We start from the raw sequence: 16,203 nt of genomic DNA on the forward strand, positions 1-16,203 counted from the left end.
CAATCAACATTTGCGATCCATCCTGGACGAAGGGAACCAAGGCGCGTGGAGATTTCCGGCGGGATTACGGCCAGCTTGGCGGGACGTTATGCGGCCGCGCTCTATGACCTGGCGGGCGAACAGGGCGTCGTGACGGCTGTCGAAACCGACCTCGACACCCTTGGCGCAGCTGTGCGCGAATCGGCTGATCTTGCCGCGCTGCTCAAGAATCCCGAAGTTTCGCGCGATGTCGCTGGCAAGACGATCGACGCCGTCGCCGAATATCTGAAGCTTAACGGGCTTACCCGCAAGTTCCTCGGCGTGCTCGCGGCGAACCGCCGCCTCGCCTCGCTGCCCGATGTGGTGCGCGCGTTCACCGCCATCGCCGCTGCCGCGCGCGGCGAAGTGACCGCCAACGTGACCACCGCGCACCCGCTCGACGAGGCGCAGATTGCGCTGCTCGCCGACAAGCTCAAGGCCCGCGAGGGCCGTTCCGTCACGGTCAAGGCTCATGTCGATCCGGCTATTCTGGGCGGCCTCGTCGTCCAGATCGGCAGCCGCATGATCGACGGCTCGATCCGCACCCGTCTCAATTCGCTCGCCCAGGCCATGAAGGGCTAAGCCAAAAGCGCTTTACGAAAGGCTGAAAATGGAAATCCGCGCCGCTGAAATCTCGAAGGTCATCAAGGACCAGATCGCCAGCTTCGGCACCGAGGCCCAGGTCTCGGAAGTCGGTTCGGTGCTGTCGGTTGGTGACGGCATCGCCCGCATCTACGGTCTCGATCAGGTCCAGGCCGGCGAGATGGTCGAGTTCTCGAACGGGGTGAAGGGCATGGCCCTCAACCTCGAAGCCGACAACGTCGGCGTCGTGATCTTCGGCTCGGACGCCGAGATCAAGGAAGGCGATGTCGTCAAGCGCACCGGCACCATCGTGGACGTCCCCGTCGGCAAGGGCCTGCTCGGCCGCGTGGTCGACGCGCTGGGCAACCCGATCGACGGCAAGGGCCCGATCGTTGACGCCGTCCGCACCCGCGTCGAGGTCAAGGCCCCCGGCATCATCCCGCGCAAGTCGGTGCACGAGCCCGTGCAGACCGGCCTCAAGGCAATCGACGCGCTCGTTCCCGTCGGCCGCGGCCAGCGCGAACTGATCATCGGCGACCGCCAGACCGGCAAGACCGCCGTCGCGATCGATACCTTCATCAACCAGAAGACCGCCAACGCGGGCGATGACGAGAGCAAGAAGCTCTACTGCATCTACGTCGCCGTCGGCCAGAAGCGCTCGACCGTGGCGCAGATCGTGCGCCAGCTCGAAGAGAACGGCGCGATGGAATATTCCATCGTCGTGGCCGCGACCGCTTCGGAGCCCGCGCCGCTGCAGTACCTCGCACCCTACACCGGTGCGACGATGGGCGAGTTCTTCCGCGACAACGGCATGCACGCCGTGATCGTGTACGACGACCTTTCCAAGCAGGCCGTGGCCTATCGCCAGATGTCGCTGCTGCTGCGCCGCCCGCCGGGCCGCGAAGCCTATCCGGGCGACGTGTTCTATCTCCACTCGCGCCTCCTTGAGCGCGCGGCGAAGATGAACGACGAAAACGGCAATGGCTCGCTCACCGCGCTGCCGATCATCGAGACGCAGGCCGGCGACGTTTCAGCGTACATCCCGACGAACGTGATCTCGATCACCGACGGACAGATCTTCCTTGAAACCGGCCTGTTCTACCAGGGCATCCGTCCGGCCATCAACGTCGGCCTCTCGGTGAGCCGCGTGGGCTCGTCCGCGCAGACCAAGGCGATGAAGAAGGTCGCCGGCTCGATCAAGCTGGAGCTGGCGCAGTACCGCGAAATGGCGGCCTTCGCGCAGTTCGGTTCGGACCTCGACGCCAGCACGCAGAAGCTGCTCAACCGCGGTGCGCGCCTGACCGAGCTGCTCAAGCAGGCGCAGTTCTCGCCGCTGGGCTTCGAGGAACAGACCTGCGTGATCTTCGCGGGCACCAACGGCTACCTCGACAACATCCCGGTGAAGAGCGTGGGCGAGTACGAGGCCGAGCTGCTGAGCTACCTGCGTTCCAGCCATGCCGACCTGCTCACCCTGATCCGCGATACCAAGGATCTGGGCGACGAAGCCAAGGGCAAGCTGAAGGCCGCGCTCGACGCGTTCGGCAAGCAGTTCGCTTAATGGACATCTTGCATGCTACATGGAATTGCACATGTCGTTATTAAGATATGGACTATTTGCGATCCTATTTGCGTGCGCATTGCCGGTGCATGCAGACGATACTGCCCATTCTTTGTACAAGAAACACAAAGGAATCGGTGGAGACGGATATGGGTATGATGAAAAGCAGCTGACGGATAATTCGTGGCGCGTCAGAGGCTGGACTCCAGGTCAGCAACCTGGAGAACTGACTAGGTATATTGCCCTATACAGAGCATCTGATTTGGCTATTGCAGCCAATCGGCGGTTCATTAAGATTATAAATTCGCGCTTTACCGAAGTTCAAGACAACCGAATTTACCACAATACATTATTCCAGTACTATACGGTTATCGTCGAATTTTCCGACGACGAAGGAGATTCCTCGCGCTGTACGCCTTATGCAGCGGGCTCGACTTGTTATTCGTTAGACGCTGCGCGTACTAAAGAAGCATTGCGTTCAGATTTGAAGATCCCCGTTTACAATTGAGATTGTGTAAAGATGGCCAGCCTCAAAGAACTCAAGGGCCGGATCAACTCGGTCAAGTCGACCCAGAAGATCACCAAGGCCAAGCAGATGGTCGCGGCGGCCAAGCTGCGCAAGGCGCAGGCGGCGGCAGAAGCCGCGCGTCCCTATGCCAGCCGCCTCGCCGCGGTGATGGGCAGCATTGCCGGCAAGGTTGCGGGTCAGGACAGCGCGCCGCTGCTGATGCGCGGCACGGGCTCGAACCAGCGCCACCTCCTCGTTGTCGTCAACACCGACAAGGGCCTGTGCGGCGGTCTCAACTCGAACATCGTCAAGGAAGCCAAGCTTCAGGCCCGCGCGCTCGAAGCGGCGGGCAAGGACGTGGCGTTCTACCTCGTCGGCAAGAAGGGCCGCGCGCCGCTGAAGCGCGAGTACCCCAATGCCAAGACCAACGGCTATGATACCAGCATGGTGCGCACGCCCGGCTTCGATGAAGCCAGCGCCATCGCGCACGAACTGATTGCGCTGTTCGAGGCCGGAAAGTTCGATGTAGCGCACCTCGTCGCGCCCAAGTTCAAATCGGCGCTGCAGCAGGACCCGATCACCGCGCAGCTGATCCCCGTCCCCACGCAGACCGCCGCTTCGACGATGGAAGCCGTGACCGAATATGAGCCGAGCGAGGAGGAAATCCTCGAGGCGCTGCTCCCGCGCTATGTCACCACGCAGGTCTTCGGCGCGCTGCTGGAGCGTGAAGCTTCCGAGCAAGGCGCCTCGATGACCGCGATGGACAACGCCACGCGCAACGCGGGTGAGCTGATCCAGAAGCTGACCATCCAGTACAACCGCAGCCGTCAGGCCGCGATTACGACCGAACTCATCGAAATCATTGCTGGCGCGGAAGCGCTGTAGCAACATCAAGGAAATCGGGCGCGGAAGCGCTCTAAGATATTCTAGGCAAGGAACGAACAATGGCCACCGCAGCCGTCCTCAACCAGACCACCACGGGCAAGATCAGCCAGGTCATCGGCGCCGTCGTCGACGTGACCTTCACCGGCGAGCTGCCGGCGATTCTCACCGCGCTCGAAACCGACAACAACGGCAACCGCCTTGTGCTCGAAGTCGCCCAGCACCTCGGTGAGAACACCGTGCGCACGATCGCGATGGACGCAACCGACGGTTTGACCCGCGGTCAGTCGGTCAAGAGCACCGGCGCGCAGATCTCGGTGCCGGTTGGCCCGATGACGCTGGGCCGCATCATGAACGTGATCGGTGAGCCGATCGACGAGCAGGGCCCGGTCAATGCGGAAAAGACCGCGCCGATCCACGCCAAGGCTCCCGAGTTCATCGACCAGTCGACCGAAGCGGCCATTCTGGTCACCGGCATCAAGGTGATCGACCTGCTCGCGCCTTATGCGCGTGGCGGCAAGATCGGCCTGTTCGGCGGCGCGGGCGTGGGCAAGACCGTGCTCATCCAGGAACTGATCAACAACATCGCCAAGGGCCACGGCGGCGTTTCGGTCTTCGCCGGCGTGGGTGAACGCACCCGCGAGGGCAACGACCTCTACCACGAGTTCCTCGACGCCGGCGTTATCGCCAAGGACGCCGCCGGCAACCCGACCCCGGAAGGTTCGAAGGTTGCGCTGGTGTTCGGCCAGATGAACGAGCCGCCGGGCGCCCGCGCCCGCGTCGCGCTTTCGGGCCTGACCATGGCCGAATACTTCCGCGATGAAGAAGGCCAGGACGTGCTGTTCTTCGTCGACAACATCTTCCGCTTCACGCAGGCGGGTTCGGAAGTGTCGGCGCTGCTCGGCCGTATTCCTTCGGCGGTGGGCTACCAGCCGACGCTGGCGACCGACATGGGCCAGCTGCAGGAGCGCATCACCTCGACCACCAAGGGTTCGATCACCTCGGTCCAGGCGATCTACGTGCCTGCGGACGACCTTACCGACCCGGCGCCGGCTGCCTCGTTCGCTCACTTGGACGCGACGACCACGCTGAACCGCGCGATTTCGGAACTCGGCATCTATCCGGCGGTGGACCCGCTCGACTCGACCAGCCGCGTGCTGACCCCGGCCGTCGTCGGCCAGGAGCACTACGAGACCGCCCGCCGCGTGCAGGAGACCCTGCAGAAGTACAAGTCGCTGCAGGACATCATCGCCATTCTCGGCATGGACGAGCTTTCGGAAGAAGATAAGCTGATCGTGGCGCGCGCGCGCAAGATCCAGCGCTTCCTTTCGCAGCCCTTCCACGTGGCCGAAGTGTTCACCGGCATCTCGGGCAAGTTCGTGCAGGTCGAAGACACCGTCCGCTCGTTCAAGGCGGTGGTCGACGGCGAGTACGATCACCTGCCGGAGAGCGCCTTCTACATGGTCGGCGGCATCGACGACGTGATCGCCAAGGCCAAGAAGATGGCTGACGAAGCCTGATCTACCTTAGCCCTCTCTCCTTCAGGGGAGAGGGTTGGGAGAGGGGCAAACGCCTGCCCCCTCTCAACTTCGGCTAGGTAGACAAGCTGCCAAGCCTTCGTATCTCTCCCCTGAAGGGGAGAGAGCGTACGAGGAAATGACATGTCTCTGCACTTCGAACTCGTCACCCCGGCCCGCCTCGTCCGTTCGGAAGAGGTCTATATGGTCGAAGTCCCCGGCGCCGAAGGTGAATTCGGGGTGCTGGAAGGCCACGCGCCGTTCATGTCGGTGGTGAAGGACGGCCCGCTCAAGGTCTATCGCACTGCTGGCGCCGCCGCTGAGGAAATCCGCATCGAAGGCGGGTTTGCCGAAGTGAGCGAAAAGGGCCTGACGGTCCTCGCCGAACACGTCGTCGTCTGATTTCAGCCGCAAGGTTAGCCAAGGGGCCGGTCCGTTTGGGCCGGCCTTTTGCATTTTGGGCTGGGGCTAAGATGAAGTGGGGTTCGCGCAGAGGCGCAGAGGCGCGGAGAAGCGATGAACGCCTGCGGCGCAGCCGCCATCATGTCTTCTCTCTTTCTCCGCGCCTCTGCGCCTCTGCGCGAGATCCGCTTTTCTTCGCCCCCCCCCACCTCGTCATGGCGAGCGTAGCGAAGCAATCCAGAGCGTCTGTGCCCTGCCGCTCTGGATTGCTTCGTCGCTGCGCTCCTCGTGGGTGACGAGGTTGGGGTTTGATGCGGGTGCGTGACCAACTTTTTTCGCTATTTCACATAACTGAACTTTTCACCCTGATGAAATTCAGGCATGGCGAATCCGTAATCGCATTCCGGGAGAGCCCTGCCATGACCCAATCGCTTGAAGCCGTGATCGGCGCGCAATCTGACCTCGTCCATTTCCTGCGCAACCAGCAAGTCGGCCCGAACGTATATCCCGGCGTGCCCGCCGAATACTCCAACTGGCGCGCGGAGCAGTGGGCCTGGGGCCACACGGCGGTGCTCTACAACCAGTCCTACCACATGGTCGATCTGGCGGTGAAGGGCCCGGATGCCTTTGCGATGCTGGAGCACCTTGGCATCAATTCGTTCAAGAACTTCCAGCCCGAGCGCGCCAAGCAGTTTGTGCCCGTGACACCCGATGGCTACGTGATCGGCGACGTGATCCTGTTCTATCTCGATGAGAACCACTTCAACCTCGTCGGCCGCGCGCCGACGATCGAGTGGGTCGAATACCACGCCGCCACCGGCAACTGGAACGTGACCGTGGAGCGCGACGAGCGCTGGGCCATGCGCACGGATGGGAAGCGCAATTCCTACCGCTTCCAGGTGCAGGGCCCGAACGCGATGAAGATCATCGAGAAGGCCATCGGCGCCACGCCGCCCGAACTCAAGTTCTTCCACATGTGCCGCCTCACCATCGGCGGCAAGGAAGTGCGCGCGCTGCGGCACGGCATGGCGGGGCAGCCGGGCTTCGAACTGTTCGGCCCTTGGGAAGATTACGGCGCGGTGCATGCCGCGCTGGTCGATGCCGGCAAGGAGTTCGGTATGGCACTGGTCGGCGGCCGCGCTTACTCGTCCAACACGCTGGAATCGGGCTGGATCCCCTCCCCCTTCCCCGCGATCTACACGGGTGAGGCGCTGAAGCCCTACCGCGAGTGGCTTTCGGCCAATTCCTATGAGGCCAAGTGCTCGGTCGGCGGCAGCTGGGTGCCCGAGACGGTCGAGGGCTACTACACCACGCCGTGGGATCTGGGTTACGGGCCGTTCGTCAAGTTCGACCACGAGTTCATCGGCCGCGCGGCGCTCGAAAAGATGGCGGCGGCGGGGAACCATCGCACCAAGGTGACGCTGGCGCTCGACAACGAGGACGTGATGCGCGTGCAATCCTCCGCACTTTCGCAGGGCGAGCGGGCGAAGTTCATGGAATATCCGAGCTCGGTCTATTCGATGCACCCGTTCGACCAGGTGCTGAGCGGTGGCAAGCAGGTCGGCCTCTCCACCTGGATCGGCTACACCGCCAACGAGGGCAAGTTCCTGACGCTGGCGATGATGGAGCCGGGCTTTGCCGAGCCGGGCACCGAAGTGACGCTGCTGTGGGGCGAGCCCGAGGGCGGCACCAGCAAGCCGACGGTCGAGCCGCATGTGCAGACCGAGATCAAGGCGGTGGTTGCGCCCGTGCCCTATGTGGCGGCGGCGCGTGACAACTATGCTGAAGGCTGGCGTACGCGGAAGTAAGGTTCCGTTCGGAGCGATCCGGGCAGAAGGAGCGCCGGTCTCTCCCGATGAGGCCGGCGCTTTTTCTTTGGGTTCGCGCAGAGGCGCAGAGGCGCGGAGAAAGAAGAGGATGATGGAGGCCTGCGGCGGCGCAGCCGCATAGATTGGTTTCCAATTCGTCTGCCCGCTGTACCTGAACTGCGCCAAACTCTTTGACCTTCTCCGCGCCTCTGCGCCTCTGCGCGAATCCAAGAATCTGCAAATTTAGTTTGTATCACTAACATTATCTGGCAGAATGCCCGCAACCAGAACATGCGAGGATTGCCATGGCAGCGAACAACACGATCACCTTCTATGACCTTGCGCTGAGCACGGGGGCGACGATCAGTCCGTTTGTGTGGGCGACAAAATATGCCTTGAAACACAAGGGCTTCGAGCTGGATGTTGTCCCTGGCGGGTTCACCGGCATTCTGGAGCGGACGGGCGGCAAGACCGAGCGGCTGCCGGCAATTGTCGATGATGGGGAGTGGGTGCTCGATAGCTGGGGGATCGTGGAATACCTCGACGCCAAGTATCCGGACCGCCCGGCCCTGATCCCGCATCCCTCGGTCGCCGCGACGCTGAAGGCGCTCGATCACTGGTTCTGGAATGCCGCCGTCGGCCCGTGGATGTTCTGCTTCTGCGCGGACTACCGCGATCTCTCGCTGCCGCAGGACCACGAATATGTGACGCACAGCCGCGAGAAGATGCTGGGGCGCAAGCTGGAGGATGTGCAGGCGGGGCGCGAGGAGCGCCTGCCGAAGATTTCGGCTGCGCTGGAACCGCTGCGGGCGGCGCTGGGGCAGAGCCAGTGGCTGGGCGGGGATACGCCCAACTATGCCGATTACCGCATTATGGGCGGCGTGCTGTTTACCGCCTCGGTGTGCAAGGTGCCGGTGCTGGCGACTGACGATCCGCTGCGGGACTGGATCGAGCGGTGCCTTGATCTCTACGGCGGGCTGGGCCGGCATCCCGGGCTGTTTCCGCTATTCGGGCTGGAGCAGCCGGAAGCGGGGCCAGACTTGTTCAACCGGGCGGCGGGACAAGGCGGGATCTACAAGCGCAACACCGGGCCTGCCTCGACACAGGCGGAGACGCAGCGGATTACGGCGGGGCTGAAGACGTAAAGTACCCCTCCGTCAGCCCTTCGGGCTGCCACCTCCCCATTTGCACTTCGTGAAAATGGGGAGGATCTAGGCGAGTGCGGCGGCGGCGCGCAGCAATGCTTGCCGGACGCGGACTTCGAGGGCCGGGTCAAATCGGACAGCGGGGATGGCGACGCTGAAGGCGCCGACGAAGGCGCCATCGACCCTTGCGGGTACGGCGGTGCCGACGATGCCGACAGTCGCTTCCTCCCGCGCCACGGCCATGCCTGCAGCGGTAATGCCCGCGATATCGGCGGCAAGGTCCGCCTCGCTGGTGCGGGTGCTGAGCGTGAAGGCTGCGCGGGTCGTTTCGGCGAAGTAGCGGGCGCGTTCGGCCTCCGGCAGCGCGGCGAGGATGACCTTGCCAGCGGCGAGCGCATGCAGCGGCCGCCTTGTGCCGGGATCAACCGCATAGCGCAGCGCCTGATCGCTCGCTTCGGTCACGAGCGCCTCAACCTCCCAGCCGCGCTGGACCATGAACGAGGCGGTTTCGTTGAGTTCGCCTTTCAAGGCGCGGACGAGCGGGGCGACACGATCGGCCAGCGGGAGCGCTTCAGGTGCCGCGCGCAGGCGGTTGAGCCCCGGTCCGGGGAGATAGCGCCGCCCTTCCCGCACCAGATAGCCGCGATCGGCCAGCGTGGTGAGGAGATAGGACAGACTGCTTACCGGAATGCCCAGAGCACCGGCGATTTCCTGCGCCACGACGCCCTGCCGGTGCACGACGACGAACTCGATCAGATCGAGCGTGCGCAGTGCGGATTTGACCGGCGGGGTAGCGGGGGATGTGGCCATCAGGGGGCGAAAGTAAGCGAGCCGCGCCGTTCTGCAAAGCGCCAGCCTTCAGCTGTCCGCACGAACTTGTCGTGGAACGAGCCGACGAGCGGGGCGGCAGCGCCGGTGAACAGCAGCATCGCGCTGACGCCGCTGGCGGTGTCCTCGCTTTCGACCGTGATGACCACGTTGCTGCAGACGTGGCGCGTGGTGCGCGCGGGGCGGCTCTTGAAGGCGGCGAGGATCGCCTCGCGCCCGTGAACCGGCGCATCGGGCGCGGTGGGGCGGACCATCGCGCCGTCCTCGGCATAGAGCGCCGCCACATCGTCCCAGCGCGCCTCGTCGTTGAGGTTGGCATAAAGCGCGACGAGGCGGGCGCAGTCGTGCTCTGCAGCGCGGCGTTCTTCTTCGGTCATAGGCGTGCCGCCGCGATATCGGCGCCCTCGCGCAAGTTGCGCAGCTTGCGCCAGGTGACGATGGGATCGATCTTGCCGTAGCCCGCGAAGGTGCCGAACCCGCAATCGGTGCTGCCAACGACGCGCTCCGACCCGACGATCGCGGCAAAGCGTTCGATGCGCTGGGCGATCAGTTCGGGATGCTCGATGTAGTTCGAGCAAGTGTCGATCACGCCGGGGGCGAGGATCTTGTCCGACGGCAATTTCGCGTCCTTCCACACCTTCCATTCGTGTTCGTGGCGCGGATTGGCGGCTTCGAACAGGACCGTGGAGGGGCGCGCCTTCAACACGATATCGATCACGCGCTCCAGGGGGATATCGTGATCGTGCGGGCCTTCGTAGTTGCCCCAGCACACGTGCATGCGCATCCTCTCGGGCGGGATGTTTGCGGTGGCGGCGTTGAGCGCCTCGACATTGGCGGCGGCGATCTTGAGGAAATCGTCCTCGCTCATGTCCTGATAGCCGGTGTGGCGGCTCATCGCGAGATCGGGGCAATCGAGCTGGAGGTAGAAGCCCGCGTTCACGATGGTCTCGTATTCCTCGCGCATGGCATCGGCAAGATCCGCGAGATAGGCCTCGTGGCTCGGGTAGTGGCGGTTGACCTGGAAGGCGGTGATGAGCCCGGGCGAAGCGGCGTTCATGAAGGCTTCGGTGTCTGGTGCGGCGTGCTTATCAAGCGCGGCGCGGAAGCGGCGGATATCGTCGTACAGCGGCTGGAGCGAGACGAGGCGCACATCGCCGATGCAAGAAGCGCGGACGAATTCCTGGCTGCCCATGATCGCCGAGAGCTTCTTGGCCAGGTTCGGCACTTCGGCAAGGTCAGCCGCCGGCTTGCGGTCGATATGGCCGCCGAAGCCCGAAAGGCGCTCGATCATGTAGGTCGAGTAGCCGACCTTGCCGAGTTCGCCATCGGAGACGACCGAAACACCGGCTTCGACTTGCGCCTTGACCGCGGCATCGACAGCAGCAGCGACGGCGGTGTCGAAGGCTTCGGAATCATAGGGTTCACCCTTATCGCGCGCGAGAAGCAGCGGTGTGAGTTCATCGCCGCGCGGCAGGCTACCGACGTGAGTTGTCTTGATCTTGGCCATCACACCGCTCTCCATTTCATATCCATGAACTTTTCATAGAGCGCGGCGCGCGGGAAGCAAGTGCGAGTTCCGCGAGTTGCGTCTACCTCCGCTCCTCGCCGGGGCGCCTGCCGGTCATGCGCAAGTAGAAGCGCGAGAAGTAGGACGGATCTTCGAAACCGAGCTCCCCTGCGACCTGCGTGGCGGCGGCGTTGGTGTAGCGCAGCAGGCGCTGGGCTTCCAATGCGAGGCGGCGGTGGATGAGCTCCATCGGTGAGCAGCCGAGGCGCGCGGCGGTGAGGCGCGAAAGCGTGCGGCGGGTGAGGCCGAGCGCGCCCGCGTAGAAATCGAGATCGCGGTGCTGGCGGTAGTGCAGTTCGATGAGCTGGCGGAAGCGGGTGAGGCGCTGGTCATCGCGGACCGGGGAATCGCTGGCAGTCTGATCGCGCCCCAACGTGCGGATGAGGCTTTCGGCGAGCGCGAGGAACAGCGGATCCTGCTGCTGCCATTCCTGCTGGAGAGCGAGCATTTCGCGGGCGAGCCACAGCGCGCGGGCGGCCGCTTGCGCCGAAAGCTGCGCGATGCCGCCGCGCGCCAGCACTTCGATCAGCGGATCGGACGGGCCTGCGGCGCGTGTGGAAAAGTCGGTGGACAAGGTGAGGACAAACCCGCGCGTGCCCTGCCGAAAGCGAAAACCATGCACGGCAGCGGCCGGAACGATGACGCGGCCGGGGCCTTCGAGACCGCTTGCCTCGCCCTCGAGCGTTACCGCCGCATGTCCTTCCTCTACCAGCAGGACCTGAACGAAATGGTCATGCCGGTGGATCCCGATTTCCCAATCATGCAGCGCGCTTCGCTCTGCAATCGTCTCGATATGCGCAAATCCGCCAAGGGCCGGAGCCTGACCTTCGCCGTAAAGTGCGTAGCGCGGAATTGCTTCAGCCATGTCCCGATAGTGCCAGATGATTGTCCCAGTGCTGCCTTCCACATATGCCCCCCGGCTGTCAAATGACGAAACATGACCCGCCCACGCCGCGGGCGCCGAGGGAGAGACCGTCATGCGAACCGAAGTCGCCATCATCGGCGCGGGGCCTGCGGGCCTGCTGCTGGGCCACCTGCTGAAAGCCGAAGGCATCGACTGCGTGGTGATCGAGCGGCAGACGCCGGACTATGTCCTCTCGCGCATTCGCGCTGGCGTGCTGGAGCAGATCACGGTCGGCCTGATGGAGCGGCTCGGGCTCGACGCGCGGCTGAAGGCCGAGGGGCTCGTCGAACAGGGCTTCAACTTTGCCGATGGCGAGCGGCTGATCCGCATCGATGTCGAGAAGTTCACCGGCAAGACGGTGTGGGTCTACGGCCAGACCGAGATCACGCGCGACCTGATGGATGCGGCGCCGGGGCGCGGCCTTGAGGTGATCTACGGCGCGGACAATGTCACGCTGCACGATATCGAAAGCGATGCGCCGTCTGTCACGTTCCGCAAGGATGGCCGCGACGAGCGCCTGACCGCGCGCTTCATTGCCGGGTGCGACGGCTTCCATGGCCCTTCGCGCAAGGCGATCCCGGCCTCGGTCGGGCGCGAGTATGAGCGGGTCTATCCCTTCGGCTGGCTGGGCATTCTGGCCGACGTGCCGCCGTGCCATCACGAACTGATCTACGCCAACCACGAACGCGGCTTCGCCCTGGCATCGATGCGCAGCATGACACGAAGCCGCTACTACATCGACGTGCCGCTGACCGAGAAGATCGAGGACTGGCCCGACGAGCGGCTGTGGGACGAACTGGCCGTGCGGCTTGGGCCCGAAGCGGCGGCGGGAATGACGCGCGGTCCGGCCCTCGAGAAATCGATCGCGCCGCTGCGGTCCTATGTATTCGAGCCGATGCGCCACGGCAGCCTGCTGCTCTGCGGTGATGCGGCCCATATCGTGCCGCCGACCGGGGCGAAGGGGCTGAACCTGGCAGCAAGCGACGTGCATTATGCTGCAGAAGCACTGCGCGGCTTCTTCAAGCGCCAGGATCAAGATGCGGTGGCGGCCTATTCCAGGCGGGCGCTCGCGCGGGTGTGGAAGTGCGAGCGATTCAGCTGGTCGCTGACCAAGCTGATGCACCGTTTTCCCGAGGATGGACCGTTCGAGCGGGCCATGCAGGTGGCCGAATTGGACTACATCGCCTCAAGCGATGCTGCGCAGGCGAGCATTGCGGAAAACTACGTTGGGCTGCCCGTCTAGGATAAGGTTTGCCCACACTGTAATATCGTCATGGTGCCGTCACACATGGGCGACAAATAGCCGGCGCGGGCTATTTGTCTGCTCAGGGGGAACCGGCTTCGATGCGGCAGATCGACATCCTTCTTACCAGTGCGCTTCGGGGCGAACAGGACAGTTTCGTGCATGGCGACCTCAGGGTGGTTTTCCATGCCTGGAACTGGTCTGCGCCCCTGCCGCTGCTCGATGGCAGCCCATGGGCTTTCGTCGACTGGCTGCTGCCGGAACTTTCGGGGCTGGAGCTGTGCCGCCGCCTGCGCTGCGATGCGCAGACCGAGGCTGCGCATATCACGCTGGTGCTTGAAGAAGACGAAGCGGAAACCAAGCGCCGCGCGCTGCGCGCCGGGGCGGATGATTATATTCTGGGCCCGATTGACCGCGCCGCGGTGCTCGACCGGGTGCTTTCGATCCAGCTGCCCGAACGCGAGGCGCCCGCGCGCTCTCTCAAGCTCGGCGATCTGGCGCTCGACCTTACCGCACTGCAGGCGCGCTGGCGCGACAAGCCGGTGCCGCTGATGCCCAACGAACTGCGCTTGCTGCGCTACCTGATGGAACAGCCCGGCCACGTGTTCAGCCGCACGCAGCTGATCGCGGCGCTGGGCAAGAAGGAACAGCCGATCGACGAACGCACCGTCGATGCCTGGGTCAGCCGCCTGCGCCGCGCGCTGCGCGAGGCGGGCGCGGGCTATCCGCTGCGCACCGTGCGTTCGCTGGGGTATGTGCTGGATCGGCCGTAAGGAGCGGCGGGCGCCCCACATGGGGACGCCCGCGCGTTACCTTAGAAGTCGTGACCGACCTTGATGCCGAACACTTGCGGCTTGATCGGATAGAACCGCCGCGCCGCGCCGCAGATCGACGGGGTGCAGACGGTGTTGATGCTGAGGATGCCGCGCTTGTCGAACGCGTTCTCGATGAAGGCCGAGATGTCGAAGCCCGAAACCTTGGCGCCGAGCGAGAAGTCGAACGTCTCGAACCCCTTGGTGCGGCCCAGCAGATCCGCCTCGCGCGTGGTGAGGTAGGAGCGCGTGCCCGACTGGTGGTTGAGCGTGGCCTGGACGAAGGCCTTGGCCTTGCCCATGTCAAACTCGTAGCGCGCGGTCATGTTGCCCTTGAACTTGGGCTGGATCGGCAGCGGCGTGCCCTTGGCTGCCGCGACCACGCCGAGCGTGCAGTCCGGGTTGCCGTTGGCATCGAACGAGCAGAAATCGGTGGTGAGCTTGCCATCGATCAGCGCGCCCGAACCCGACAGGTTGAACCCGCCGAGCCGCAGGTTGAAGTCCATTTCCGCACCGTACACGCGCGCATCGCCCGCGTTGTAGATGTTGGTCACGCCGAACGAGCCGATGGGGCTCAGGCCGTACTGCAGGTTCTTCCACTTTTCGTAGAACAGCGCGCCGTTGAGGCGGAACTTGCGGTCGAACCACGAGGTCTTGAAGCCGAACTCGTAGTTGGTGAGCGTATCGGCGACATAGGGGTTCACGTTCGGGCGGCGGTTGTTGCCGCCGGGACGATAGCCGGTCGAGTAGGTCGCGTAGACCAGGTGGTCCGGATCGAACTTGTAGGTGAGGTTGACGCGGTGCGTTTCGCCATGCTGCTTCGCCTGACGGTCGAAGTTGTTGCAGACGCGGTCATCGGCGACGACGGGCACGCAATTGCCAGCGGTGATGCCCGACTTGAAGCCCGAGAAGCCGATGAAGGTGTTGTTGACCCGGAACACGCGGATACCGCCTGCAACCGTGAGCTGCGGGGTGATATCGAACGAGCCGTCGATGAACGCGGCATAGTCGCGGTCGACGCGGTAGGCGCGCGTGGCGAAGAGGTCGTCACCCGCCTTGGGCACGGCCGGCGAGTAAGGGATGCCGGCGAGGCCGTTGATATAGTAATCCGCCACGATGCGGTCGGTCTGGCGCTGGTAGAACACGCCCGCGACGAGCTTGTAGCGTTCGCCGGTGGGCGAGCTGATCCGCAGTTCGTGGCTCTGCTTGGTGTAGTCGTCGTGGTTGTGAACCTGCTGCGTCGGATCGAGGAAGCCGCCGTTCGCAGTCGCGAAGTAGGTGTAGAAGCCGCCCTGGAACTGGTCGTAGGCGACCGAGTATTCCGAGTAGTCCGAAAGGTTCTCGACCCGGCGGTCGAAGTAGCCGCCAGCGTACGTGAGGTCCCAGTTGCCGATCTTGCCGTTGATCGTCAGCGTGGCCAGCGCCCAGGCATCGCGGTTGTACGAAGGCCCGAAATCGGTGACCTTGAGATCGCCGTAGCGCGGATCGAACAGGAACGAACCGCGCGTTGTCTGGTGCTGGTAGATCACCGAGGGCTCGATGGTCCAGCTATCGTCAAGATCGACCTTGAGCGCGGCGCGGCCGCCGGCAGTATCGGTCTTGTTGACGTTGTCCTTGACGAACTTGGCGTTGTTCACGGTGACGTTGGTATCGGGGTTGTCGTCACCCAGCGTGAACGTGCGGCTGCCCGGGATGCTGTCGATATAGCCGCCGTCGTGCTGGTAGAACGCCATGAGGCGCAGCGCCGCACGGTCGCTCAGCGGGATATTGACGAAGCCTTCGGCGCTGCCGCCGCCAGTGCCCTTGCCGACCTTGTTGCCCGAGACATCGATGCGGCCCGAAAATTCCTTGGTATCGGGCTTGTTGGGAATGATGCGCAGCGTGCCGGCGAGCGAGCTCGAGCCGAACAGCGTGCCCTGCGGACCCGACAGCGCCTCAACACGGGCGATATCGTAGACGTGAAGATCGACCGCGCCGGCAATCGTGGTGACGGGCACTTCATCGAGATAGAGCGCGGCAGTGGGCTGCGAACCGCCGTGGAGACCGTCACCGCCGCTGGTGATACCGCGGAAGGAAAGCTGCGTCTGGCCCGGGCCGAACGACTGGAAGCTGACGCTGGGCAGGACCTTGGCGTAGTCGTCGAAGCTGGCAATGTTGAGCTCGTCGAGCTTCTTGGTGCCGAGCGCCTGGATCGAGATCGGCACGTTCTGCAGGTTTTCGCTGCGCTTCTGCGCGGTCACGATGATTTCGGTGCCGTCGGAAATCGCCGCGCTGTCAGCGGATTGCGGGCTATCCTGCGGGGCCGTCTGCGCGAGGGCCATGGGCGCCGCGAATGCCGCAGTCGCCATGAGAATGCTGCGCGAAACGCGCGTGTACGCCGTCTTCATATTATTTTCCCACCTGATTGGTCCCCCAGGACGGGGGGGACC

15 protein-coding genes are annotated in these 16,203 nt (G+C 64.0%); 10 read left to right on the plus strand and 5 right to left on the minus strand.

What is annotated here, in order from left to right; genetic code table 11:
* Positions 1–45: 45 nt before the first annotated feature.
* The 8 genes from ACO056_RS15250 (at position 46) to ACO056_RS15285 (ending at position 8,420) form a co-directional block, all read left to right on the plus strand.
* Positions 46–600, plus strand: coding sequence for a F0F1 ATP synthase subunit delta (locus ACO056_RS15250; RefSeq protein ID WP_421848222.1), 555 nt, complete (start codon positions 46–48; stop codon positions 598–600).
* Positions 601–628: 28 nt separating this feature from the next.
* Positions 629–2,158: a F0F1 ATP synthase subunit alpha gene (gene atpA, locus ACO056_RS15255; RefSeq protein ID WP_421848224.1), complete on the plus strand. Its 1,530-nt coding sequence runs from the start codon at positions 629–631 to the stop codon at positions 2,156–2,158.
* Positions 2,159–2,177: 19 nt separating this feature from the next.
* Positions 2,178–2,666, plus strand: a complete 489-nt coding sequence (locus tag ACO056_RS15260) for a hypothetical protein (RefSeq protein WP_421848226.1) — start codon at positions 2,178–2,180, stop codon at positions 2,664–2,666.
* 12 nt (positions 2,667–2,678) lie between these two features.
* Positions 2,679–3,551, plus strand: a complete 873-nt coding sequence (locus ACO056_RS15265; protein ID WP_421848228.1) for a F0F1 ATP synthase subunit gamma — start codon at positions 2,679–2,681, stop codon at positions 3,549–3,551.
* A 59-nt stretch (positions 3,552–3,610) separates the two neighbouring features.
* On the plus strand, positions 3,611–5,068 hold the full coding sequence (gene atpD, locus ACO056_RS15270; protein ID WP_421848230.1) for a F0F1 ATP synthase subunit beta: 1,458 nt from the start codon (positions 3,611–3,613) through the stop codon (positions 5,066–5,068).
* A gap of 141 nt (positions 5,069–5,209) precedes the next feature.
* The gene (locus tag ACO056_RS15275; RefSeq protein ID WP_421848232.1) at positions 5,210–5,467 is read left to right on the plus strand and encodes an ATP synthase F1 subunit epsilon; all 258 of its coding nucleotides are present in this window, start codon (positions 5,210–5,212) and stop codon (positions 5,465–5,467) included.
* Positions 5,468–5,886: 419 nt separating this feature from the next.
* Positions 5,887–7,275, plus strand: a complete 1,389-nt coding sequence (gene desA, locus ACO056_RS15280; protein ID WP_421848234.1) for a syringate O-demethylase — start codon at positions 5,887–5,889, stop codon at positions 7,273–7,275.
* A 305-nt stretch (positions 7,276–7,580) separates the two neighbouring features.
* On the plus strand, positions 7,581–8,420 hold the full coding sequence (locus ACO056_RS15285) for a beta-etherase (RefSeq protein WP_421848236.1): 840 nt from the start codon (positions 7,581–7,583) through the stop codon (positions 8,418–8,420).
* 66 nt (positions 8,421–8,486) lie between these two features.
* Here ACO056_RS15285 and ACO056_RS15290 read toward each other — a convergent pair whose 3' ends face one another.
* The 4 genes from ACO056_RS15290 to ACO056_RS15305 all read right to left on the minus strand — a co-directional run bounded on the left by ACO056_RS15290 (position 8,487) and on the right by ACO056_RS15305 (position 11,680).
* The gene (locus ACO056_RS15290) at positions 8,487–9,230 is read right to left on the minus strand and encodes an IclR family transcriptional regulator (RefSeq protein WP_421848238.1); all 744 of its coding nucleotides are present in this window, start codon (positions 9,228–9,230) and stop codon (positions 8,487–8,489) included.
* On the minus strand, positions 9,230–9,625 hold the full coding sequence (locus ACO056_RS15295; RefSeq protein ID WP_421848240.1) for a nuclear transport factor 2 family protein: 396 nt from the start codon (positions 9,623–9,625) through the stop codon (positions 9,230–9,232). The genes ACO056_RS15290 and ACO056_RS15295 overlap by 1 nt, the downstream gene beginning before the upstream one ends.
* Positions 9,622–10,755 (minus strand): cobalamin-independent methionine synthase II family protein, encoded by a 1,134-nt coding sequence (locus ACO056_RS15300; protein ID WP_421848242.1) that lies wholly within the window; start codon positions 10,753–10,755, stop codon positions 9,622–9,624. Before ACO056_RS15300 ends, ACO056_RS15295 begins: the two co-directional genes overlap by 4 nt.
* Positions 10,756–10,837: 82 nt before the next feature.
* Positions 10,838–11,680 (minus strand): helix-turn-helix domain-containing protein, encoded by an 843-nt coding sequence (locus tag ACO056_RS15305; RefSeq protein WP_421848244.1) that lies wholly within the window; start codon positions 11,678–11,680, stop codon positions 10,838–10,840.
* Positions 11,681–11,792: 112 nt separating this feature from the next.
* Between ACO056_RS15305 and pobA the strand changes: the two genes are divergently transcribed.
* Together pobA and ACO056_RS15315 are read left to right on the plus strand one after the other, a co-directional pair.
* Positions 11,793–12,962 (plus strand): 4-hydroxybenzoate 3-monooxygenase, encoded by a 1,170-nt coding sequence (gene pobA / locus ACO056_RS15310; RefSeq protein WP_421848246.1) that lies wholly within the window; start codon positions 11,793–11,795, stop codon positions 12,960–12,962.
* Positions 12,963–13,063: 101 nt separating this feature from the next.
* Positions 13,064–13,735, plus strand: a complete 672-nt coding sequence (locus ACO056_RS15315) for a response regulator transcription factor (protein ID WP_421848247.1) — start codon at positions 13,064–13,066, stop codon at positions 13,733–13,735.
* Positions 13,736–13,776: 41 nt separating this feature from the next.
* Here ACO056_RS15315 and ACO056_RS15320 read toward each other — a convergent pair whose 3' ends face one another.
* Positions 13,777–16,161: a TonB-dependent receptor gene (locus ACO056_RS15320; protein ID WP_421848249.1), complete on the minus strand. Its 2,385-nt coding sequence runs from the start codon at positions 16,159–16,161 to the stop codon at positions 13,777–13,779.
* Positions 16,162–16,203 lie beyond the last annotated feature (42 nt).

It is taken from the genome of Novosphingobium sp. (assembly GCF_965228995.1).
GTDB lineage: Bacteria > Pseudomonadota > Alphaproteobacteria > Sphingomonadales > Sphingomonadaceae > Novosphingobium.